The following is a 22,719-nucleotide window of genomic DNA, read 5'->3' as shown; positions in this document are numbered from 1 at the left end:
TATGATGTAAGAAGGAGCATGACATGATCCAGCCCAAACGCCCGCCCGAACGCGCCCCGAAAGGCATCCAATGGGCCGACCTGGTTCCCCTGAACCGCTGGGACAAGATCAAGGAACTGATGCTACCGCTGCCTTGGTTGTTGCTGTCTCTGACGCTCTACAGTACTGCCCTCTGGCCACTTGGTGCTATGGCCAGCTTTCTGTTCTTTCTGTGCGCCCTGCGCCTGAACCACGAAGCGATCCATGGCAATCTCGGGCTGTCGCGGCGGCAGGATTCCTTGGTGATGCATGTGCTCAGCGCGCTTATGTTGGGTTCTAATCACGCTTTCTGCCAATGCCACCTGCTGCATCACAAACACGCCATGGGTCCGGGCGATTGCGAGGGGAATTGCGGGCACATGACCCTGGCGCAGGTCTTGGTATACGGACCCCGGTTTCCCTTCGACATCAACCGTGCGGCCTGGCGGGTCGCCAACACCAAGGCCCGTCGTCGCATCCTGATCGACTGGGGGCTGGTGCTTGCCGTGATCGCCGCTGCTGTGCTGAGCGGATCGCAAACCCTGCTGCTGCACGTGGCTGCGATGAGCACAGCCCAATGCCTTGCCGCCCTGTTTGCGGTCTGGATAACCCATCAGGGCACGCATGACAGTGGCGTTGCCGCGCGCAGTCAGCGCGGGGTGCTGGCGCGGCTGGCCTATCTGATGTTCTACCACCGCGAACACCATCTGTTCCCGAAGGTTCCTGTCAGCCGGTTGCCCGTTCTCGCGGATCGGCTGGAACGTTCGGTTGCAGGATATGCCGCAAGTCGCAAGCCGGTCATCGGCTGGCTGGAACCCCGCCGGTTCCGGGTAGAACCCTAATCCTTACTGATACGCGCACCCAAGGATCCTGAGCGGAAATGCACAGGATCCGTTTGCCAGCACACAATCACCATTAGTTGTTTTGAACGTGATCAATACGCTGCCCACTTCGGGGTCGTGGCGGCCAATTACCGACCGCACGGAACAAAACAATCAGGGTTGCCCAGACTCAATTACGGAATCCCCCGGCAGTCCGATTCACGAAAGGTGAAAACAATGAACAAGATCAAATCCCTTATCGGCGGCGTCGCGCTGTCTGTTGCCATCGCAAGCTCAACCCTGGCTGCAGGCGTCGAACTGAACGCAAGTTCGACCGGTCTGGCGCTGCAGGGCTATGACCCGGTCGCTTACTTCACCGCTGGCGAAGCCACCAAGGGCGATTACCGCATCACTGCGCTGCACAACGAAGCCTTGTACCGCTTTGCCTCGGAAGAAAACAAAGTCGCGTTTGAAGAAAACCCCGATGCCTACCTGCCTGCATATGGTGGCTATTGCGCATTCGGCACCGCGATGGGCTTCAAGTTTGACGGCGACCCGAACTACTGGAGAATCGTCGACAACAAGCTGTACCTGAATCTGTCCGCAGATATTCAGGAACGTTGGGAAGGCGACATCCCCGGCTTTAACGAGCGCGCCGACACCAACTGGAAAGATATCGCCGACAAGAGCCCTTCGGAATTGCAGGCGCAATAATCCGCCCAAGAAAAACACCGGATCGGCGGCAGTTCACCCTGCCGCCGATTACCATTTGAAACCGCCATTTTTCACCCTAGTTGTTCAAGCAGGAACGAGCCCAAAAAACGTGGGCCAGTGCCCCGAAGCGGCGGCACAGAGATCAGGTACGGAAACAGCCAAAAAACAGCGATCCGGTCGTCAGACCGGGCCCTGGCAATACCACGTACAAATGAGCAGCACAGGTTTGCTGAAGACCAATTCGAAAGAAAGGTTAACAGAATGACAGGTAGATTTTTTATTGCGGCCTTTATCGCCTCTATTGCGGCCGGAGGCGCCTCGGCGCAATCCTCGGGCAACTGGACGGGCTTTTACGGCGGCCTTCAGGTCGGCTATGCCGATATCGACACCAATGTTTCGGGCGTCGACGGTGATGGCGCGATTGGCGGTATCGTGTTGGGATATGATTATGATCTGGGGGATTGGGTTGTCGGTGGCGGTTTTGACTATGACTGGACCAGCATTGAACTGACCCCCGGCGTCGAGGTCGAAGACGTTTGGCGCCTGAAAGCACGCGCCGGATACAAAGTGACTCCGGTGGGGCTGCTATATGGTATCGGGGGCTATGCCGAGGCGAGTACGGACAATCTTGGCAGTGACGATGGTTGGTTCATCGGCGCTGGGTATGAACAAATTGTCGCCCCCAATGTCAGCGTTGGAGGCGAAATCCTGTATCACGAATTCAACGATTTCGATTCGACCGGAATTGATGTGGACGCGACCACAATCCAGGCCCGCGCCACCTACCGGTTCTAAGAAAACAGTGACGGAACCCGGCACAAACGCCGGGTTCCTTTCATTTACAGCTCAAGAACAGTGCTGCCTGTGGTTTGGCGCGCCTCAAGTGCGCGATGGGCCTCGGCCACCTGATCCAGCGGGAACCTCTGATCAATGTGGATTTTGACCTCGCCGCCTTCGACCTTGTTGAACAGGCGCCGCGCCATGGCCTGACAGACCGCGTGGTCCGAAATATGTGTGAAGAGCGTTGGCCGCGTTATCTTGAGCGATCCTTTCTTGGCCAGAATGCCAATGTCGATCAAAGGCACCGGGCCAGAAGCATTGCCGAACGAGATCATCATGCCCAGCGGTTTCAGGCTGTCGAGCGACCCGTCAAACGTGTCCGACCCGATAGAATCCATCACCGCGTCTACGCCTTTGCCCTTGGTGATCTGCGCGACACGCTCGGCAAAGTTCTCGGTCCGGTAATTGATGCAATGCGCGGCACCGTTGAACTGCGCCAAACTGCATTTTTCATCGGTTCCGGCAGTACCGATCAACGTGATCCCCTCGGATTTGGCCCATTGGCAGGCAATCAAGCCAACACCCCCGGCAGCTGCATGAAACAACACGGTATCCCCGCGTTTTAGCGGTGTGGTGCGATGAAACAGATATTCGACTGTCATCCCCTTGAGCATCATCGCGGCCGCCGCATCAAAAGAAATTCCATCCGGAAGCGGGCACACCTGTGCGGCGGGCATGACCCGTGCCTCGCAATAGGCTCCGGGTGGAGAGGCAGCATAGGCCGCGCGCTGCCCGGGTTCCAGATGCGTTACACCTTCCCCGACGGCTTCGATCACGCCAGCGGCCTCCATGCCCAAAGCCTGAGGCAGATCCAGCGGATACAGCCCAGTGCGCTGATATACATCAATGAAATTCAGCCCGCAGGCATGATGACGAATACGAACCTCACCGGGGCCGGGTTCACCAAGTGGGCGATCTTCGATCTTCAGAACCTCGGGGCCGCCGTGTTCATGGATGACGACGGTTCGTGCCGTTTTCTGCATGTTGTCCTCCTCTAGCCTCAGGCCAAGCTAACATGCCTGTGACGCAGGGCAATCGACACGATTACGCGAGGCGCAACCCAAACGCGAAAATTTGTGCTATACTATGCCCAAGGCGTTGCTGGCTGGTCCGGCCAAAAGCAACAAGTCGCCGGATTGACCCCGCTGCGCAACATCGCAATGCAGGAGGGGACGGCAATGGACAAAACGATTGGCAATCCGATCACCTGGGCGGCACGGAACATAGGTGCAACCGGGGATCACCTAGCTGAAAACATCAGCCATATCGGCAGCGCGGATACACGGCACCTGCCAGTGGTTCGTACGCTGACGATGGATGATCTTTGGGCCTGCCTGAGGGCAGGATACAGCGATTTTCTGGATACAAGGGCCGATGCGATATTCGTGGTGCTCATCTATCCGATCGCAGGTTTTCTGATGTTCGGAATTGGGCTGAACACAAACATGGTTCCACTGCTGGCACCGCTGGTTGGTGGTTTTGCGCTTGTGGGTCCGGTAGCCGCCCTTGGCCTGTACGAAATCAGCCGCAAACGAGAACAAGGTGGCGAGGCTGGATGGCTGGATGCGTTTGGCGTATTCCGGTCCCCTTCCCTGGGTGCAATTCTGGCTTTGGCGTTTTACATGGTCATGCTGTTTCTGGTCTGGCTGATGGTCGCGCAGAGCATCTATGTTCAGACACTCGGCCCTGACCTGCCCGCGTCGCTGGGTGCCTTTCCAACCCAAGTGTTCACCACCGCCGCTGGATGGACCATGATCTTGTTCGGGAACGCTGTTGGGTTTCTGTTTGCCCTCGTCGCTCTGGCAATCAGCGTCGTCAGCTTTCCGCTGCTGCTGGACCGCAAAGTGGGCGTTCCGGTCGCCGTGGTGACATCCGTACGGGTGTTGCGTCGCAATCCGGGCGTCATCCTGAGCTGGGGATTCATCGTTGCCGCGCTGCTGGTCATCGGAGCGATCCCGATGTTGCTGGGCCTGATCGTCGTGATGCCGGTACTGGGCCACGCCACCTGGCATCTCTATCGGCGTGCTGTGGCCTGAAACATAGCTTTATCCCGCAACTTTCAGAACAATCTTGCCAATATGGCCAGAGCTTTCCATCCGGGCATGGGCCGCCGCCGCATCAGCCAGATCAAACTCACTATCCATGACAGGGGCAACTTTTCCCGCCTCGAGCAATGGCCAGACCGCTTCGTGCAGATCCGAAGCGATTTTTGCCTTGGCCAGATCGCTTTGCGGGCGCAGGGTACTGCCAGTCAAGGTCAGCCGTTTGACCATCATAAGCGCAAAATTCAGCTCGACCACGGGCCCCTGAAGGAAGGCTATCTGCACCAGCCGTCCATCCTCGGCCAGCGCCTTGACGTTGCGTGGGATATAGTCGCCGCCCACCATGTCCAGTATCAGGTTCGCCCCGCCCTCGGCCCGCATCGCGGCTACGAAATCCGCGTCACGGTAGTTGATCGCCTGTTCGGCACCCAGCTTTTCACAGGCCTCACATTTTTCAGCCGAGCCTGCAGTGGCAAAAACCCGCGCTCCAAAGGCGTTCGCCAGCTGAATCGCCGTTGTGCCGATACCACTGGAACCACCATGCACCAGAAACCGCTCACCGGCCTTCAGGCTGCCGCGCATAAAGACATTGGACCAGACGGTAAAGAAGGTCTCGGGCAGGCAGGCGGCTTCTTTCAGGCCCATCCCCGCTGGCACCGGCAAACAATGCGCCGCAGGTGTGGCCACATATTCGGCATAGCCGCCGCCCGGCAGCAAGGCACAGACCTGATCGCCAACGGATAGGTCTTCGACCCCCGCCCCGACGGCCACGACCTCACCCGCGGCCTCAAGACCCGGCAGATCACTGGCACCCGGAGGTGGATTATAGGCACCGGCGCGCTGCAGAGCGTCCGGGCGGTTCACCCCCGCATAGGCGACTTTGAGGATCACTTGACCGGCCAAAGCTTGGGGCATCGGGCGTTCTGTCAGTTGCAGAACATCCGGACCGCCGGGTTCGGTGATTTCAATGGCGCGCATCATCTGAGTCATGGGTAGATCTCCTTTGGCCAATGCCTAGCAGGCTGAAACGTCAAGGCCCAGTAGCAAGAGGACTACTTGCGCGGTGTCAGGAATCCGGGAAGCGTGCCGTGGGTTTTAGTCGGAGCCTTCACCTGCCCGGCCAGCCAATTCGGAACAGCAAGAAACGGTCTGAACAGAGGATTGTCCCTCACCTGCCCCTTAAGCTTTTCGAACTGCATGACATTGTCGATACGACGGTCCAGAAACTCCCACGTTTTCTGATTCCCGGGCGAATCGTCCCCCAACCAGAACAACAGGGTCGAGGAATAGACCCCCGACAATGTCGCCCGCTTGGTGTACCAGTTCACATCTTCCGAGGTATCCCCCAGCGTGTCCCAGATCAGATCACAGGTTTGCCATACTGCCCTTGCGCCATCAGCCGCGTGGCTTGGCAGCGAAAACATGGTCATACCCCGGCGCACGAGTTCCTTATCCGGCACGGCCTGCAGCCGGAACCGGACGGCAGCAGCGATCCGGTCACGGAATTTGATATCGCCCAAATCCTCAGTTTTAAGGCGATCTGCCATCACCGCGTCCCCGCGCGCATGAAATGCCAACGCCAGGTCAACGGCACCACGCGGACAAATCGCCCGCACCAGAACGTCATCCATTCCACATTCTTCAATCGCCGCGCGAAAGCTGGTTTCCGACCAGCCATCGAAGGGAACATGTGTCAGCATCGCATCCAAAAGCTGCTGCTTGGCGTCTTCATAGGTGGTGGTCATGGCGGTTCTCCGGTTATCAGGACCAGTACTAGACAAGATAGAGGCGCTTTGCTATACGGCCAATTCCTGCAATTTCCTTGCAACTCTATCTAGAAAGGTGGTGACAACCACATGCAGGTTAGTGTTCGCGACAATAACGTCGATCAGGCGCTTCGTGCCCTGAAGAAAAAGCTGCAGCGCGAAGGCGTGTTCCGCGAGATGAAGCTTAAGCAACATTTCGAGAAACCGTCCGAGAAAAAAGCGCGCGAGAAAGCTGAAGCGATCCGCCGTGCCCGTAAACTGGCACGTAAGAAAGCACAGCGCGAAGGTTTGCTCTAAGCACCTTCCTCGTCCAGTTTTGGATGACACTATTTGACGACCCCCGAGGCATCGCCCGGGGGTTTGTCGTTTTCAGGGTGACGTTGCGCGCTTTTTCGCGACTGGCTGACGCAACCCAGCGTCAATGCGCGATAAATCGCGAACTCAGATTCAACTTCCGGTGGCGATCTGCCCACCAACCGCGAGCGGCACGATTGTGTCTTCTCGTCGCCAAGTTCTCGCCACTAATGTCCCGCCAAAATAACGCAATCTATTGGAGGCAGAATCATGTCAACGGCCAGCGATCTAGAGCGGCAGATGCTCGCATTGATCAATGCAGAGCGGGCAAAGGCGGGCTTACAACCGGTCAAGCTTGAGCTTCGGCTGAACGCAGCGGCGGAAGATCACAGCGAGTGGATGCTGAACGTCGATAAGTTCAGCCATACCGGCGCCGGGGGTTCGCGACCATCGGACAGAATGGAAGATGCGGGCTTCGAATTCTCCGGAAGCTGGCGTGCGACTGAAAACATCGCATGGCAGAGTGTCCGCGGAGCGCCGGGGCTGTCGGATGATGTTCAGGATCTGCACAACAGCCTGATGAACAGTTCCGGCCATCGCGCGAATATTCTGGACGCCAACGTGACCGTTATCGGAATTGGGATTGAGGTCGGAAACTATGACGGCTGGAACGCCATCATGGTGACCCAGAACTTTGCACGGACCTCTGCGCCTTTGCAGCTTGATACCAGCAGTTCGGGTGGTTCCGGTGGCTCCACACCTCCACCGCCCTCGGGGCAGTTGGACGTCAGGGCTGGCAAGATCGGCACTGCTGCGGATGACTGGTTCGTTTTGAAATCCGGACAGGCTGGCCTTTTGGATGGGCGCGGCGGTGATGATATCCTGGTTGGCGGCGGCGGCCGAGATAAGCTGCTTGGCCGCTCCGGCGACGACACCCTGAACGGCGAAGGCGGAAATGACACTCTGGTTGGCGGTGCTGATAATGACGACCTGAATGGGGGTGATGGCAAAGACCTTCTGAAAGGCGGCTATGGCATTGACCAGCTGGACGGCGGCGCCGGAAACGATGTGCTTAAAGGCGGGCAGGACAACGACATTCTTATCGGTGGCGCTGGCAACGATAAATTGCTTGGTGGCAATGGAGCAGATGTCATGACCGGTGGCACCGGAGTGGATCAATTCTACTTCACCAAGGGCGCGGATACTGTGACGGATTTCACCGACGAGGATATCGTCAACCTCCGGCAGGCCAAGTCTATCGTTGGGTATAACGATCTGATGAAGAACCACATTTCGCAATCCGGAAATGACGTCATCATCGATGCCGGTAACGGCCACACCCTGACACTAGAAGATACCTTGTTATCGGACCTGGCCAGAGACGACTTTGTGTTCTGAAGGCCGGACAAGCGAAAACTAAAGCCACGCCCCCGGAAACCGGGGGCGTTTTTCGTGATCAGTAAATCTTGGGCACGTACAGCTCGTCCGGCAAAACACGCCGTTCGTATTCCGGATTATATTTGCGATCCGGGAGATCAACTTTTTCCTGCGGTACATCCGTATAGGGGATCTTGGTCAGAAGATGCTCAATACAGTTCAGGCGCTCACGCTTTTTGTCGTTGCCTTCGACGATGTACCAGGGCGCCTCTCGGATGTTGGTACGGAACAGCATGTCCTCTTTGGCTTTGGTATAGGCCTCCCAGCGGATACGGGATTCCAGATCCATGGGGGACAGTTTCCACTGTTTCATAGGATCGTGAATCCGCATAAGGAATCGCAGCTGCTGTTCCTCATCCGTGATCGAGAACCAGTATTTCAGCAAGATGATCCCGGATCGAACCAACATCCGTTCGAATTCGGGAACGTCCTGAAAGAACTGATCAACCTGATCATTGCTGGCAAACCCCATCACCCTTTCGACCCCGGCACGGTTATACCAGGACCGATCGAACAGAACGATCTCACCGGCGGCGGGCAGATGCGGGACGTAACGCTGGAAATACCACTGGCTCTGCTCACGACGACTGGGCGCCGGCAGAGCAACCACCCGGGCAACACGCGGATTCAGGCGCTGCGTAATCCGCTTAATCACCCCACCCTTGCCAGCACTGTCCCGGCCTTCAAACAGGATACAGACCTTGGCACCGGTATGTTGCACCCAGTCCTGCACCTTGATCAGTTCAGCCTGAAGTCGCAGCAAGTTACGGAAATAGACTTTGCGATCCAGCATGTCGGGATGCTGATCCTTGTAGATCTTCCGCACTTCCACCGACAGCATGGGCTCGCTGAATTCGATCTCAAAATCTTCGTCCAGCGCGTCTTCCAACTCGGCTTCGAGCCAGTCTTTTGGTGCATGGTTAAATTCGTCGGTCAAGGTCTGCTCCTTATCAATTAACGGGTCAGGACCCTATCAGGCGCGTGTAACCGCCTGATGTCATCACAGAGGTAGATGAAAGCCTTTTTCTAAGCTTATCTGCCGGGGTCAGCAAGATCACTGCCCCAGGAATTCGGAAACTTGGCATTTCCGCTCGGCTGGATCATTCAATCGCCAGAGCCACCCCTACTTCAGCTTGTATGAAGCCTGTTAACATGACTTGCCAGCCCGAGTGTTCTGAGGGCATCAAAGCACAGGTCATTTCAGAGAGGGGCCGTGGCGCATTTCATATCTGTTCTGCCGGTTGTTTGGCCCTGGTTTATCCTGATCGCCGCGCAGATATGCGCTGTTTCAGGGAAATGGTCTTTGGGGTTCGTTCTGCTGACCTGTTTTGGCCTGATTGCTCTGACCTTGGGTCTGGTCACGCCCTTTGCCGCAGCTATTGCGTCAGCAGGTCTTACCGGAGCGTTGATGCTACGCGGTTTGAACGGTGCGTTTTCCTTTGTTGGACATATCGCCTTGATCCTGTGGTGCCTGGCCATGGGCGCACATCTGGTTCCGGGCTTTCATAACCTTCTGGTACTGGACCAGGCTCATTCCGGTCCGGGCAGCACCGATTTCACGATGTACCTGAACCTGGACAAGCCTCTGATCCTGTTCGCCGTCCTTCTGGCCTGGCCACGCATGAATGATGGGGTAGCGTATATACGCAAATCGCCGCTGGCGGTCGGGCTGGTCGCATTGCCGGCCCTGTTTCTACTTGGCCTCTCAGTTGGTGCCATCCGGCCAGAGTTCACCCTTCCCCATTGGTGGATGATCTTTGCACTTTCCAACCTGTTTCTGACCTGCCTCACGGAAGAGGCCTTTTTCCGTGGCTATCTGCAATCAGCACTTTCCAAACGCCTGGGGGCTGCTGCGGGGATTGCTGCGGCCAGCCTGCTTTTCGGGCTTGCACATTTTGCAGGTGGACCTGCATTGGTTTTCTTTGCAGCCCTTCTTGGCGCGGCATGTGGCCTGGGATATTACGCGACAGGACGTCTTTGGGTTCCGGTTCTGATGCATTTCGCCTTTAACGCGGCGCATCTGGTGATTTTCACCTATCCCGGCCCAGCCTAGGTTAAACCGGCAACGCCGTCGTCTTGAACACAGTCCGAAGCGCGAATGAACTTTGCATCTGTGCCACGCCTGGAAGTCGAGACAGATATTGGCGATGGATGCGGGCAAAATCCTCGGTGTTTTCGGCAACGACCTTCAGGATGTAGTCCGCAGTTCCTGCCATCAGGTGGCATTCCAAAACATCCGGGATCCGCGCAACAGCTTTTTCGAAGGCCTCCAGTACTTCCTCGGCCTGGCCCTGCAAGGTGATCTCGACAAACACCGTTGTTGGCACATTCATCTTGCGCGCGTCCAACAAGGCAACGTAGTTGCGGATATAGCCATCGGCCTCAAGCCTCTGTACCCGCCTGTGGCAGGCCGAAGGCGACAAATTCACCTGCTCGGACAATTCGGCATTCGACATACGACCATTCCGCTGCAAGGCGGCTAGAATCTTTCTATCTGTCGTATCAAGGCTCATACACGCAATTCCTTTGCGGGTTTTACCCATTGTAGCGAAGATTTTCCCGAAGAAAAGCCGGAATGCGGGCAGAGTTTCACAGAAATTGCACCCGAAACCGCCCATTATTTAGGCAGTTTAGGAACGGAGAGACCTAATGAAAATCGGTTGCCCCAAAGAAATCAAGCCGCAAGAATTCCGTGTCGGCATGACGCCCAACGCCGCACAAGAGGCGGTGTCTCGTGGCCATGACGTGATAATCGAAAACGGAGCTGGCATTGGCGCCGGGTTTGACAACGATGATTACGTCGCCGCAGGTGCCCGCATCGTGGACAGTGCAGAAGAAGTTTTTGCCACCGCAGAGATGATTGTCAAAGTCAAAGAACCCCAGGCGGGCGAACGCAAGATGCTGCGTGAAGGGCAGCTTTTGTTCACCTACCTGCATCTGGCCCCGGATCCGGATCAGACCCATGACCTGCTGGAATCGGGCTGTACGGCTATCGCCTATGAGACAGTGACCGATGCAAATGGAGGTCTGCCCCTGCTTGCACCCATGTCCGAGGTTGCGGGCCGTCTGGCACCACAGGTCGGATCCTGGACGCTGCAAAAGGCGAATGGCGGCCGCGGAGTGCTGATGGGTGGCGTCCCCGGCGTTGGTCCAGCAAAAGTTGTGGTTATCGGTGGGGGCGTCGTCGGTACCCATGCCGCCAAGATCGCTGCAGGTATGGGCGCGGATGTGACGGTACTGGACCGGTCTCTGCCCCGGCTGCGTTATCTGGACGACGTGTTCGGCGGTCAGTTCAAGAACCAGTATTCAACTGCAGGTGCGACCGCGGAGCTGATCCAGACAGCCGACATGGTGATTGGCGCTGTGCTGATCCCGGGTGCGGCAGCGCCGAAACTGGTGACGCGCGCGCAGCTGTCCACGATGAAACCCGGCGCGGTTCTGGTAGATGTTGCCATCGATCAGGGCGGCTGTTTTGAAACCTCAAAGGCCACAACCCATGCGGACCCGATCTATGAAGTTGACGGCGTCATGCATTACTGCGTGGCCAACATGCCCGGCGCGGTTGCAAGAACATCAACAATAGCACTGGGCAACGCCACAATGCCGTTCATGCTAGCACTGGCAGATAAAGGATGGAAACAGGCCTGTCAGGATGATCCGCACCTGCTGGCTGGCTTGAACGTTCACGCCGGCCAACTCACCTATTATGCGGTTGGCAAAGCGCTTGGGATTGACGTGGTATCCCCCAACGTCGTCATCAAATCCTGACGAAAGCCTCCATCCCCTGAAGCGCCCTCTCCCGAGGGCGTTTGCAGCGTTGGGCATAGCGCCGCCTTTTCGAAGCGGCGTGACCTGTTCACAGCGTTGAACGGGGCACCAAAAACAACGACGCCGCGCGATTAGCGCGGCGCCGGGCCCAACCGGAGGAGGGTATTTCAATGCCCGAGCGACGGGCGGGAGCATCATCCCTGTTTCTGGATCTCGACCGAATGCGGGTATGGAATCGAAACGCCTTTTGCATCAAACGCTTCTTTGACTGCTTTGGTCATTTCAAATTTGACATCCCAATAATCGACAGCGGCACACCACAAGCGCGCCGTCAGATCGACCGAGCTGTCCCCCAGATTTGTGACCCGCACCCAGGGCTCGGGATCGCCGTGGATGCGCCCATCAGCCATTGCGAGGTCCAGAATGATTTTCATCGCCTCATCCGCGCTATCGCCATAGTCGATACCAAACACCAAATCTACACGACGCGTCTCGTGTGCCGAGTAGTTGGTGATAACTGACCCCCAAGCCTGGCCATTGGGTACAATGATCTGCACATTGTCGGGGGTCACGAGTTCGGTCGTGAACAGATTCAGATCTTTGACAGTTCCGGCTGTTCCGCCGATGTCGACATATTGGCCAAGCTTATACGGCCGGAAGACAACCAACATCACGCCTGCCGCCAGATCACTAAGTGTACCCTGCAGCGCCAGGCCTATGGCCAGCGAAGCAGCGCCCAAAATGGCAACGATACTGGTTGCTTCGATCCCGAAGATGCCCAGAACAGCCACAATTACCATGGCCAGAATGGCCCATTTGATCATGCTGGCGGCAAAATTGCCCAGCGTCGGATCAATATGGGGCGTTTTGTTGATACGGCGGCGAACAACCCCAGCGATCATTCCTGCCGCAATCCAGCCCAATATCAGAACAATCAGAGCCTTGCCCGCACTCATCAAGATTGGCACATAGCCGTTTGCCATATCCATGGCTTGATTTGCCATTTCCATCGTCTGCTCCAATTCGGGTTTCCTTCTGCTTTCAGATCGTTAATTGAATCCCACCTATCTGGTGGGCTCCTCTTCTGCCGTAACTGCAGGAGTCACTTTTTCAGTGCGTCGCGGATTTCCATCAGGATGTCCAGCTCGCTTGGCCCGGCTGGCGCTTCTTCTTCCGCCGGTGCTTCCTCTTCTGCCGCCTCTTTGACCCGGTTCACCATTTTGACCAGCATGAAAACCACCCAGGCGATGATCAGAAAGTTGATGATCGCCATGATGAACGCACCATATGCAAAAACAGAAGCACCGGTTTCCCGCGCCGCTTCCAGGCTCGCCCCTTCGGCGACATCACCGGCCAGAACGGAGTAGTTGTTGGTGAAATCAACCCCACCCGTAAACAGGCCAATCAATGGATTGATCAGATCACCAACAAGCGACGTAACAATTGCGGTAAATGCGGCTCCAATGATGATACCCACCGCCATATCCATGACATTGCCTTTGGCAATGAATGTCTTGAACTCCTGGAACATACCTTCCCTCTTTCCCTGTTGTCATTTTTATGCGCCTAAACGCACGGCAACTGTGCGCTAATTGCACTATAAAATGTATGTTTTTATGGGAAATCGTAACTATTTTTCCCCAATCGGCTTATTCAGGAGACCCCATGACACATTTTGCGTCTTATTCCATTACAGACAAATGGCCCGCCAAAGACCCTTCGGTCATTCAGCTCTATTCTTATCCGACGCCTAATGGCGTCAAAGCCTCGATCATGCTTGAGGAAACCGGCCTGCCCTACGAGGCACATCTGGTCACGCTTGCGGATGCGGATGTCAAAAGCTCCGAGTTCCTGTCGCTGAACCCAAACAACAAAATCCCTGCAATCATTGACCCGAACGGTCCTGATGGACATCCCCTGGGCCTGTTTGAAAGCGGTGCGATCCTGTTGTATCTGGCCGAGAAGTCAGGGAAATTCATGGGCCAGACACAAAGCGACGGACATCGCATTACCCAATGGCTCATGTTCCAGATGGGTGGAATTGGTCCCATGCTTGGGCAACTTGGCTTTTTCCACAAATTCGCCGGGAAAGAGATCGAAGATCCGCGCCCCCGTGAGCGCTATCTCAACGAGGCAAAGCGGCTGTTGAATGTCGTGAACAATCAACTTGATGGCCAGGAATGGATCGCCGGGGATTACTCGATCGCCGACATTGCAATCGTCCCCTGGCTGCGCGGGTTGGATTTTTATGGTGCCCGAGACATTGTTGGCTGGGATGAGTACGCAAATCTCCAATCTTATCTTGATCGGTTTCTTGCGCGTCCCGCCGTTCAGCGCGGGCTGCAGATTCCTTCCCCAGGTTAACACGTGTGGGGTGAGGCAATACCTCACCCCATCCATTTAGCTTGGAAGCTTACCCGTCAAAACATACCGCAGCACATCCACCACCTGCGAGGGATGTTCAGCAACAGCCAGGGCAGCTGCATCAACCTCTTTCAACGCGTGCTGATGATCTGGCCCGTGCACTACGATGATCGACTTGCCCAAAGCCGCCGCATATCCCGCGTCAAAGGCTGCGTTCCATTGCTTGTATTGATCGCCAAAGCGGACGACCACGACATCCGCGTCTGAAATGCCCTTGCGGGTTCGGATCGCATTGACCATCGCACCCTTGTGGTCATGCCAATACTTGTTTGGCTCGGACCCCAAAATTGCAACGCCGCAATCGTCGCTGGCTTCGTGAACCGTGACAGGGCTGTTGAACGAAATGTCCAACCCTTTCGCCCCGTCAATGATCTGCTCGCGCCAATCGGTGTGTATCTCTCCGGACAGGTAGACGTTCAGGCCCATTGATTTCTCCTTTGATTTTATTGGCGACCCTAAAGACAAAATGGACCTGACCCAAGGGGGGGCTCAGAAAGCCAGCCGCCAAAACACCGGCTGCCCGTTGGGAACTGCCTTACGGGCCGCGCTGCGCTGCTTGCTTCCCAGAAACCCCGGCATCTCGGATGTTGGCTCGAACCCGAAACTGCGGGGCAAACGGGTATAGATCGACCGAGGCGGCAACCGTCCTCAGGTGATCCCTTTCAGCTGCGCGCCCGGTTCTGGCTGGTGCATCCAGACTTCGCGAACGGCGAATTCGTCGCGCAGCAGCACCAACACTGCCAACATCATGACCTCGGCCCATATTTTCGCGTATTTCTGCTGCAGCGCCTGCTCGTATTCACGCGTCAAACGTAACTCACGCGACCGGGGCGCCCGGCATTGCAGTCGACGCCGGGCATGGCCGACAAAGCGCAACCAGTCGGACTGAATTTCTTCAATCAGACAATAGCCACTTGTTAAATCTATATCCAAGCGACACCAGGCCAGAGTCGGACGGCCATGCGTGCGTACCGGGTGCCAACAGCTTTGGAACGCACCCACCGCCGCGCGCTGTTCGAATTTCCACAACAGCTCGGCGTGCTCGGTCGGGAAGCCCAACTGCACCACAATGTTATGCGCCTTGCGCGTGGTTTGTTCACCAGACCAGCGCTCAAAGCTCAGGCAGAAATCCAGCCATTCGGACTGATAGACCGCTTCTAAACCATGGAACGCCGCAGGGCTTAGTCCCTTCAGACGCACGGCGCGATCCGCATGGGCCACGGCCAGCACATCGTGCCTCCGCAAAACCCCACCGCACCGCGCGATCATGGGTTTCAGCAAAGGACGCGCCAGCAAAGGGGGCAGCCCCGATTGCTTTAGATCCGAAACCGACATTTCGGCCTCCATCGACTGGCACAGCAACCAGGGGCTTTGCCGGTCGGTATAATAGTAGAATGGCATCTCTTCCGGCAGAATCTGCCGGATCATCGAGATGTCTTGGCGTTTCATGACAACTCTCCAACGGGAAACAGGCCCGCCGGTCAGTTGGCGGGCAATCAGGGTTTGGGCATTGCTTTTGCGAGGCTGGGATCTGGCATTTGGCAGACTCCGGATTGTGATTGCATCAGGGGGCTGGACTTACGGCCAGGGGGTGATTCCACTCAACCCCTGGATTTTCAGGACGCAGGGACGTTGCAGCACGGCAACACTGGCGTCTGAGAAACGAGAAAAGCGCGCCAATTGGCGCGCTTTGCATTTGGATTACGGTCGCGTTAGCCGCGCAGAACGCCGCCTGTTGCCTTGGAAACCTTGGCGATGATCTTCTCGGCCACCGCTTCGATGTCTTTTTCTTTCAGGGTCACATCTGTTGGCTGCAGCCGAACAGTGATGGCCAGAGATTTCTTGCCCTCACCCAGGCTGCCGCCAATGAATTCATCAAAGACGCGCACATCCTCGATCAGCGCCTTGTCGGCCCCGGCAGCGGCATTCACCAGCGCCAGTGCCTCGACGCCTTCATCGACGACAAAAGCAAAGTCACGCTCGACCGCCTGCAGATCGCGCAGCTCCAGCGCCGCGCGGGTCGCCCCGGATTTACGCGGCAGAGGCACCTCATCCGGCCAGATAGTGAAAGCCACCGCCGGGCCCTTGATGTCCATCGCCTGCAACACACGCGGATGCAACTCGCCGAAAACGCCCAGTACCTTTTTCGGACCCAGACAAATTTTGCCGTGTCGGCCCGGATGCCACCAGGCGTCGCCCTCGCGTAGGATCTGAACCTTGGCGGGTGCGCCGATGGCGGCCAAAACGGCCTCGGCATCTGCCTTGGCGTCGAACACATCCGCCGGGCGTGTGGCGCTATGCACATCCTTGGGGCCGTCGCGACCGACTAGCAGGCCGGTAATCTGGATTTTCTGATCGCCTGGCTCGCCGTCGTGAAAAACTGGGCCAACTTCAAACAGCGCCACATCCGCATAGCCGCGCGCCTGATTGCGGGCCGCCGCTTGCAACAGCCCCGGCAGCAGATCGGGGCGCATATGGCTCATCTCGGACGAAATCGGGTTTTCCAACTGCGTCGCTTCATCGCCACCGCCAAACAGTGCTGCAGATGCCTGATCAATGAATGTATAGCTGACGCATTCGTTATAACCCAATGCGGCACAGGTGCGGCGCGCCATCGACTGGCGGCGCTGAGTGGCTGTCATAACCGGTTTCGGAATGCCATCAGTGACCCTCGGCAGCGGCTTGCCCTGAAGCTTGGTCAGGGAGGCAATTCGTGCGACCTCTTCCACCAGATCAGCCTCGCCCATGACATCGGGGCGCCAGCTGGGGACATGGGCCATCTCGCCTTCAAGGCGGAAACCCAGACGGGTCAGGGTCTGGCGCTGCTCGCTTTCGGGAATGACCATCCCGACCAGCGATTGCACCCGGGCCGAGTCCAACTTGTAGGATCGCGCATGGTTTGGTGCTTTGCCTGCCTCAACTACTTTAGAGACCTCGCCACCGCAGATATCCAGGATCATCTGCGTTGCATGTTCCAATCCTTCCAGCGTGTATTCCGGGTCGACGCCGCGCTCGAATCGGTACCGCGCATCCGAGTTGATTTTCAACGCCCGGCCTGTCAGTGCAATTTGCACATGATCCCAGAACGCGCTTTCGAGGAAGACGTTCACGGTATCCTCGGTACAGCCGGTTTCTTCGCCGCCCATGATCCCTGCAATGGATTCCGGGCCGTTGTCGTCCGAAATCACCATCATGCCCGGTTGCAGCGTGTATTCCTTTTCGTCCAACGCCACCAGCTTTTCGCCGCCCTTGGCCCTATGTACGCGCAGGTTGCCCTGAACCTTGTCCGCATCAAAGACATGCAGCGGACGGTTTTGGTCGAAGGTCATATAGTTGGTGATATCCACCAAGGCCGAGATCGGACGCAGGCCGATCGCCTTCAACTGATCCTGCAGCCACTGCGGGCTGGGGCCGTTCTTGACATCTTTGATCAGACGTCCGGTGAAATGCGGTGCTCCGTCCAGCGTGTCATCATCAATCGTCACCTTGATCGGGCTGACGAAATCGCCCGGCACCGGCACATAGTCGCGCTCTTTCAGCGTGCCGACCCCGCGTGCCGCCAGATCGCGCGCGATCCCGGCGACGCCCAGCGCATCGGGACGGTTCGGGGTGATCGCAATCTCGATCATCGGATCGACCTTTGCGGGATCATTCTCGGCCAGCCAGTCAACGAACTGATCGCCGACCTCACCCGAGGGCAGCTCGATGATGCCGTCATGCTCTTCCGACAGCTCCAGCTCGCGCTCCGAGGCCATCATGCCAAAGCTTTCGACACCGCGGATCTTGCCGACGCTGATGGTGATGTCCAGGCCCGGAATATACATGCCCGGTTTGCAGACCACGACAGTGATACCTTCGCGCGCATTGGGCGCGCCGCAGATGATCTGCAGATCACCCTCATCCGTCGCAACCGTACAGACCCGCAGCTTGTCGGCATCAGGGTGCTGTTCGGCATGGGTCACTTTTCCCAGCGTAAAGCCCGCCAGTCGGTCCGCCGGATTGACGATCTCTTCGACTTCGAGCCCCAGATCGGTCAGCGTTTCGGCGATCTCATCGACCGACGCGTCAGTGTCCAGGTGATCCTTGAGCCAGGAAAGGGTGAATTTCATCGGTCGTATTCCGCATAATCTTGGGTCAGCCCGCGTGTAACGGATATTCAGACAAGGGGAAAGAGGCCGTGTGCCACATGATCACCTACTGTTCGGCAACTGTGTTGGCGACGCTATCCGATCCGGCAAACACTGCCAAAATCCGCGCGATGCTTTCGCCCGTATTCTCCCCCACATGCGGGGATCGGAACGCTTCGACAAAGGCATCACCGGTTTTGTAGGTCTTTGTCCCCGCCGCGCCGTAATCGACAGTGATTTCCCCTTCCAGCACATAGGCCACCAGCGGAGCATTATGTCGGTGACTACCGGTCACCTGACCCGGCTGCATGGTAATGATGGCCATGGTGATCTGCGGCGTGCCGTCCGGGTATTCCAGCGCCTCTCCGATCACGGATTTGTCCGTTTGCAGCAACACATCAACAGGCGGATAGGCATCACGCGCCAGGGCAGAGGTTGCGGTCAGGATCGCGGCGGTCACCAGCAGGGGTTTCATCGGGCAAGGCTCCTTGGTCAGATGGCCTGCGCAGATGACCCCGGATGTAGGGGGCTGTCAAACGGGTCAGGGATAGACCGGCGCTCGTCCGGCCAGCTCATCCAACTGCCAGCCGATCCAGCCATGAGGGATGAAATGCCCGCCCGGATGCGTGTCCAACGTAACCTGCCCCTGCGCGCAATCGGTCCATTCCAGACGGCTGAGGGTCAGGAAAGGCTTCACGCTCCAATCGCCACGCGGGGTTGCACCGTTGCAATCGAACTTCGCCTTCCACAACGCCACCGGATAGGTCGTGTCCCCGCCCGGACCCAAGGGAAAATCCATCACCGTGTCGTCCAACCCATGCACATGGCGCACCTGGCGCGGGGCTTGCGAGCAATCCTCGGTCTGGCGAATGCTACCAGCCACCGCCAGCAGGGCCGCAATATCATCGCCGGATTGACAGACAAAGCGCCACGCCATCGCACCGCCATAGGAATAGCCCGAGACATAGATGCGATCCGGGTCGATCGGATAGCGCGTCGCCACATCCTCTAGCACCCGATCGGCAAAGGGGACGTCATCAGTGTCGGACGTCCAGAAATCCCAGCTTTTGCCGCGCCCGTTCGGGGCCACCAGCAGCACGCCGCGCAGTTTGGTGGCCCCTGCGATCCTTTCGTGGTTGACCACCACATCCCCCTGCCGCGCCCAGCCGTGGAAATGCAGCAATACCGGCAGAGGGCTTTCGCCATCCCAGCCGTCGGGTTCAAGCACATGATAGGAACGGTCGCCCAGCGGGCAGGCTGTGTCGCCGTGGCAGCCATTTGCTACAGCTTGGAGCGGGAGAAGGAAAAACAGGCAGGTCAGAATCCGAAACATAACTCGGAGCCTACCCCGCCCGCGCACGAAGTCACGTCACAACCCCGTGGGAGGCTGAAACAAGCCGCGCTATCGCCAGACCGTGGGGTGGCGATCCTTGGGCTGTGGAGGGCAGTTTATGCTGGCCAAATCCGTGCGCTGTTCGAGCGCTGCACTGACGGAGACAAATCGCCAGCCCGTGCGGGCGGTCTGGCGATAGCGCGGCATAAAGATGCCTCACTTCAGTATACGTGGCTATAATCTCTCGTGCCTAAAAATAAGCTACTTCGACTTCTCTTTCGCATATTTATCAATGAACTTCTTAGCGATTTCCTGCTGATCTGTCGCTTCTTTCCTTTGGTTCATTCGATTGGAATGAACAGTCATTGCCGCCCATGCACCGGGAAGCAAAGCGATCCCAACAAAGGGTAAAATCCAGCGAACAGCGTTTTCAAACATGTGCACCGTTGCAATCTGAAAAACAATTACTGAGACCGTAATTCCAACCAACCACACCAAAGGAGCTTTGGCTACGCGGCGGTGCCACCAATCGATGTACCGAGCCAGATATACGCCCAGCGGATACAACTACCGGCTCAAACCACCATGCAGGTTCGGCATATCCAGCGCTGCAAACCCGTAGTGCCGCAACCACCGCAGATCGCTGTCAAAGAACGCCCTCAGATCCGGAATGCCGTATTTCAACATCGCCAGACGGTCGATGCCGATACCAAAGGCAAAGCCCTGATAGACCTCGGGATCAATGCCACCGGCGGCGATCACCTTGGGGTGGACCATGCCCGAGCCCAGAATCTCCATCCAGTCGTCGCCCTCGCCGATCTTCAGCTGGCCGTTATCCCAGGAACAACGGATATCGACTTCGGCCGACGGCTCGGTGAACGGGAAGTGCGAGGCGCGGAAGCGCAGTTCGACGTCATCAACCTCGAAGAAGGCCTTCACGAACTCTTCCAGAACCCATTTCAGGTTCGCCATCGAGATGTCCTTGTCGATGGCAAGACCTTCGACCTGATGGAACATCGGCGTGTGGGTCTGATCATAATCAGCGCGATAAACGCCGCCCGGACAAATGATGCGGATCGGCGCACCCTGCAGCTCCATTGAGCGGATCTGGACCGGCGAAGTATGGGTGCGCAGCACGTGCGGCGGGCGCTCGTCGCCCTCGGCACGGTGCATATAGAACGTGTCCATCTCGGCCCGCGCGGGGTGGTGGCCGGGGATGTTTAGCGCGTCGAAATTGTGCCAATCGGTCTCAATCCGCGGCCCTTCGGCCACCGAGAAACCCAGTTCGGCAAAGATCGCGGTCAGCTCCTCGGTCGCCTGGCTGACCGGGTGGATCGAGCCTTGGCGGCGCGCGCGCGTCGGCAGGGTAACGTCCAGCCATTCGGTGCGCAGACGTTCGTCCAGCGCGGCATCGGCAAGACCGGCTTTCTTGGCGGCCAGGGCCGAGTTGATCTCATCCTTCAGGGCGTTCAGCGCGGGGCCTGCGACCTGACGTTCCTCGGGGGTCATCTTGCCCAGCTCGCGCATCTTCAGCGCGACCTCGCCCTTTTTGCCCACGGCGGCGACGCGGATCGCCTCAAGCGTGTTCTCATCGCCCGCCTCGGCGATCTGCCCCAGATATTTTGCCTTAAGATCGTCCATGACGCCCTCTGAATTTGGTCGCCAACCTGCTATCGGCCCCGCCCCGCGAATGCAAGCGGGACGCGGTGGGTCAATAGCTGTATTCGGGATAAATTCGGGTCAGATCGCCGTTCCAGTCGCCATTGTAGTGTTCCAGCAACTCATCCGCCGGAACCTTGCCGGTATCGAGACTTTCCTTCAGCGCGTTCAGGAAATGCGTCTCATCGGGAACCAGGCCACCTGCGCCGGGATAGGCCCGGGCCTTGAGACCACTTTCCGAGATCGCAACCACTTCGCGGGCAAGATCATGCATGTTGATGTCGCCAACCCGCGCCTGCAGGCCATTGACGGCTGCCTGAACGCGCAGTTCCTCGCGCGTTTCAGCATCCCAGCCCTTGACCAGATCCCAGGCCGCATCCAGCGCGCCCTGATCATAGGTCAGGCCAACCCAGAAGGCAGGCAGCGCACACAGACGCCGCCACGGGCCACCATCTGCGCCGCGCATCTCCATGAATTTCTTGATCCGCGCCTCGGGGAAGGCGGTGGTCAGGTGATCGGCCCAATCGGACAGGGTAGGTGTTTCACCCGGCAGCGCGGGCAGTTTGCCCTGCAGGAAATCGCGGAAGGACATGCCCAGCGCGTTGATATACTGGCCATCGCGATAGACAAAGTACATCGGCACATCCAACGCGTATTGCACGTAGCGCTCGAACCCAAAGCCTTCTTCGAACACAAAGGGCAACATACCGGTGCGTGCATCGTCCAGATGCCGCCAGATATGGCTGCGCCAGCTTTTCTGGCCGTTGACCTGTCCTTCGAAGAAGGGCGAATTGGCGAACAGCGCGGTGGCCACCGGCTGCAAAGCCAGCGCGACGCGCAGTTTCTGCACCATGTCGGCCTCGGACCCAAAGTCGATATTGACCTGAACCGTGCAAGTGCGCCGCATCATGGCGCGGCCCATAGAGCCTACTTTTTCCATGTAATCGTTCATCAGCCGATAACGGCCTTTGGGCATCAGAGGCATCTGCTCATGGGTCCAGATCGGGGCCGCGCCCAGACCGATAAAGCCCACGCCGATTTCATCAGCGATATCCTTAACCTCGCGCAGGTGGGTGTTCACCTCGTCGCAGGTCTCGTGGATCGTCTCCAACGGCGCACCAGACAGCTCTAGTGCACCGCCCGGTTCAAGGCTGACATTGGCGCCGTCTTTTTCCAGACCGATCAGGTGGCCCGCTTCGCGCACCTCGGCCCAGCCGTGTCGGTCGCGCAGCCCTTCAAGCACCGCCACAATCGACCGCGTGCCCTCGAATGGCAGCGGTTTCAGTGAGTCTTTACAATAGCCGAACTTTTCATGTTCGGTTCCGATGCGCCAATCGGCTTTGGGCTTGCAGCCCGCTTCCAGATATTCGGCAAGTTGCTCGTGGCGTTCGATCGGTCCGCCGCCGGACTGGGGGATGGACATATGACCCGTGCTCCGATCCTGATGTGTCTGTCTTGTTGGTCAGTCGTGGTCGC

24 protein-coding genes are annotated in these 22,719 nt (G+C 57.7%); 9 read left to right on the top strand and 15 right to left on the bottom strand.

Features of this window, described 5'->3' with window-relative positions; all coding sequences use genetic code 11:
- Positions 1-23 precede the first annotated feature (23 nt).
- From AC2FIM_RS05730 to AC2FIM_RS05720, 3 genes are all read left to right on the top strand, one after another.
- Positions 24-860, top strand: coding sequence for a fatty acid desaturase (locus AC2FIM_RS05730; protein WP_496676671.1), 837 nt, complete (start codon positions 24-26; stop codon positions 858-860).
- A gap of 216 nt (positions 861-1,076) precedes the next feature.
- On the top strand, positions 1,077-1,553 hold the full coding sequence (locus AC2FIM_RS05725) for a YHS domain-containing (seleno)protein (RefSeq protein ID WP_142635340.1): 477 nt from the start codon (positions 1,077-1,079) through the stop codon (positions 1,551-1,553).
- A 261-nt stretch (positions 1,554-1,814) separates the two neighbouring features.
- Positions 1,815-2,348 (top strand): outer membrane protein, encoded by a 534-nt coding sequence (locus AC2FIM_RS05720; protein WP_271948532.1) that lies wholly within the window; start codon positions 1,815-1,817, stop codon positions 2,346-2,348.
- A gap of 44 nt (positions 2,349-2,392) precedes the next feature.
- Here the strand turns inward: AC2FIM_RS05720 and AC2FIM_RS05715 are convergent, their stop codons facing one another.
- Positions 2,393-3,376: a quinone oxidoreductase family protein gene (locus AC2FIM_RS05715; RefSeq protein WP_496676674.1), complete on the bottom strand. Its 984-nt coding sequence runs from the start codon at positions 3,374-3,376 to the stop codon at positions 2,393-2,395.
- Between the two features lie 195 nt (positions 3,377-3,571).
- On the opposite strand from AC2FIM_RS05715, the gene AC2FIM_RS05710 reads away from it, so the two are divergent.
- Positions 3,572-4,429: a DUF2189 domain-containing protein gene (locus AC2FIM_RS05710; RefSeq protein ID WP_496676677.1), complete on the top strand. Its 858-nt coding sequence runs from the start codon at positions 3,572-3,574 to the stop codon at positions 4,427-4,429.
- 9 nt (positions 4,430-4,438) lie between these two features.
- Here AC2FIM_RS05710 and AC2FIM_RS05705 read toward each other — a convergent pair whose 3' ends face one another.
- Positions 4,439-5,425, bottom strand: a complete 987-nt coding sequence (locus AC2FIM_RS05705) for an NAD(P)H-quinone oxidoreductase (RefSeq protein WP_496676680.1) — start codon at positions 5,423-5,425, stop codon at positions 4,439-4,441.
- Between the two features lie 62 nt (positions 5,426-5,487).
- Positions 5,488-6,180, bottom strand: a complete 693-nt coding sequence (locus AC2FIM_RS05700; RefSeq protein ID WP_496676681.1) for a COQ9 family protein — start codon at positions 6,178-6,180, stop codon at positions 5,488-5,490.
- Positions 6,181-6,291: 111 nt separating this feature from the next.
- On the opposite strand from AC2FIM_RS05700, the gene rpsU reads away from it, so the two are divergent.
- Complete coding sequence (rpsU, locus tag AC2FIM_RS05695) at positions 6,292-6,498, top strand: 30S ribosomal protein S21 (protein ID WP_005614280.1); 207 nt, start codon at positions 6,292-6,294, stop codon at positions 6,496-6,498.
- Positions 6,499-6,765: 267 nt separating this feature from the next.
- The gene (locus AC2FIM_RS05690; protein ID WP_142635328.1) at positions 6,766-7,893 is read left to right on the top strand and encodes a CAP domain-containing protein; all 1,128 of its coding nucleotides are present in this window, start codon (positions 6,766-6,768) and stop codon (positions 7,891-7,893) included.
- A 58-nt stretch (positions 7,894-7,951) separates the two neighbouring features.
- Here AC2FIM_RS05690 and ppk2 read toward each other — a convergent pair whose 3' ends face one another.
- Positions 7,952-8,869: a polyphosphate kinase 2 gene (gene ppk2 / locus AC2FIM_RS05685; RefSeq protein WP_142635326.1), complete on the bottom strand. Its 918-nt coding sequence runs from the start codon at positions 8,867-8,869 to the stop codon at positions 7,952-7,954.
- Positions 8,870-9,145: 276 nt separating this feature from the next.
- Between ppk2 and AC2FIM_RS05680 the strand changes: the two genes are divergently transcribed.
- The gene (locus AC2FIM_RS05680) at positions 9,146-9,985 is read left to right on the top strand and encodes a CPBP family intramembrane glutamic endopeptidase (protein WP_281972593.1); all 840 of its coding nucleotides are present in this window, start codon (positions 9,146-9,148) and stop codon (positions 9,983-9,985) included.
- Position 9,986: 1 nt separating this feature from the next.
- On the opposite strand, the gene AC2FIM_RS05675 is transcribed toward AC2FIM_RS05680, so the two are convergent.
- Positions 9,987-10,445, bottom strand: a complete 459-nt coding sequence (locus AC2FIM_RS05675; RefSeq protein WP_142635322.1) for an Lrp/AsnC family transcriptional regulator — start codon at positions 10,443-10,445, stop codon at positions 9,987-9,989.
- A gap of 136 nt (positions 10,446-10,581) precedes the next feature.
- Between AC2FIM_RS05675 and ald the strand changes: the two genes are divergently transcribed.
- Positions 10,582-11,700, top strand: a complete 1,119-nt coding sequence (gene ald, locus AC2FIM_RS05670) for an alanine dehydrogenase (RefSeq protein ID WP_271948547.1) — start codon at positions 10,582-10,584, stop codon at positions 11,698-11,700.
- Positions 11,701-11,894: 194 nt separating this feature from the next.
- Here ald and AC2FIM_RS05665 read toward each other — a convergent pair whose 3' ends face one another.
- Together AC2FIM_RS05665 and mscL are read right to left on the bottom strand one after the other, a co-directional pair.
- Positions 11,895-12,704: a mechanosensitive ion channel family protein gene (locus AC2FIM_RS05665; protein WP_281995264.1), complete on the bottom strand. Its 810-nt coding sequence runs from the start codon at positions 12,702-12,704 to the stop codon at positions 11,895-11,897.
- 98 nt (positions 12,705-12,802) lie between these two features.
- Complete coding sequence (mscL, locus tag AC2FIM_RS05660; RefSeq protein WP_142635318.1) at positions 12,803-13,231, bottom strand: large conductance mechanosensitive channel protein MscL; 429 nt, start codon at positions 13,229-13,231, stop codon at positions 12,803-12,805.
- 134 nt (positions 13,232-13,365) lie between these two features.
- On the opposite strand from mscL, the gene AC2FIM_RS05655 reads away from it, so the two are divergent.
- Entirely contained in the window at positions 13,366-14,064 is a 699-nt protein-coding gene (locus AC2FIM_RS05655) for a glutathione S-transferase family protein (protein ID WP_271948552.1), read from the top strand.
- A 36-nt stretch (positions 14,065-14,100) separates the two neighbouring features.
- Here the strand turns inward: AC2FIM_RS05655 and AC2FIM_RS05650 are convergent, their stop codons facing one another.
- The 8 genes from AC2FIM_RS05650 to AC2FIM_RS05615 form a co-directional block, all read right to left on the bottom strand.
- The gene (locus AC2FIM_RS05650; RefSeq protein ID WP_271948554.1) at positions 14,101-14,550 is read right to left on the bottom strand and encodes a YtoQ family protein; all 450 of its coding nucleotides are present in this window, start codon (positions 14,548-14,550) and stop codon (positions 14,101-14,103) included.
- 222 nt (positions 14,551-14,772) lie between these two features.
- Complete coding sequence (locus AC2FIM_RS05645) at positions 14,773-15,573, bottom strand: hypothetical protein (protein ID WP_271948556.1); 801 nt, start codon at positions 15,571-15,573, stop codon at positions 14,773-14,775.
- A gap of 263 nt (positions 15,574-15,836) precedes the next feature.
- A complete protein-coding gene (gene pheT / locus AC2FIM_RS05640; RefSeq protein ID WP_496676694.1) occupies positions 15,837-18,233 on the bottom strand; it encodes a phenylalanine--tRNA ligase subunit beta in 2,397 nt (798 codons plus the stop codon).
- An 85-nt stretch (positions 18,234-18,318) separates the two neighbouring features.
- A complete protein-coding gene (locus AC2FIM_RS05635) occupies positions 18,319-18,726 on the bottom strand; it encodes a cupin domain-containing protein (protein WP_496707994.1) in 408 nt (135 codons plus the stop codon).
- A 66-nt stretch (positions 18,727-18,792) separates the two neighbouring features.
- Complete coding sequence (locus AC2FIM_RS05630) at positions 18,793-19,584, bottom strand: CE1 family esterase (protein WP_142635306.1); 792 nt, start codon at positions 19,582-19,584, stop codon at positions 18,793-18,795.
- Positions 19,585-19,845: 261 nt separating this feature from the next.
- Positions 19,846-20,151 carry a hypothetical protein gene (locus AC2FIM_RS05625; RefSeq protein WP_142635304.1) on the bottom strand — a complete coding sequence of 102 codons (306 nt, stop codon included), beginning with the start codon at positions 20,149-20,151 and terminating at the stop codon, positions 19,846-19,848.
- Positions 20,152-21,225 carry a phenylalanine--tRNA ligase subunit alpha gene (pheS, locus tag AC2FIM_RS05620; protein ID WP_142635302.1) on the bottom strand — a complete coding sequence of 358 codons (1,074 nt, stop codon included), beginning with the start codon at positions 21,223-21,225 and terminating at the stop codon, positions 20,152-20,154. It abuts the gene before it with no gap.
- A 70-nt stretch (positions 21,226-21,295) separates the two neighbouring features.
- Entirely contained in the window at positions 21,296-22,666 is a 1,371-nt protein-coding gene (locus AC2FIM_RS05615; protein ID WP_496676701.1) for a glutamate--cysteine ligase, read from the bottom strand.
- Positions 22,667-22,719 lie beyond the last annotated feature (53 nt).

The sequence above is a fragment of the Ruegeria sp. CDSC052 genome (genome assembly GCF_059610685.1).
The sequence above is the reverse complement of the archived record's forward strand: the minus strand, read 5'-3'. Positions and strand labels throughout refer to the sequence as shown.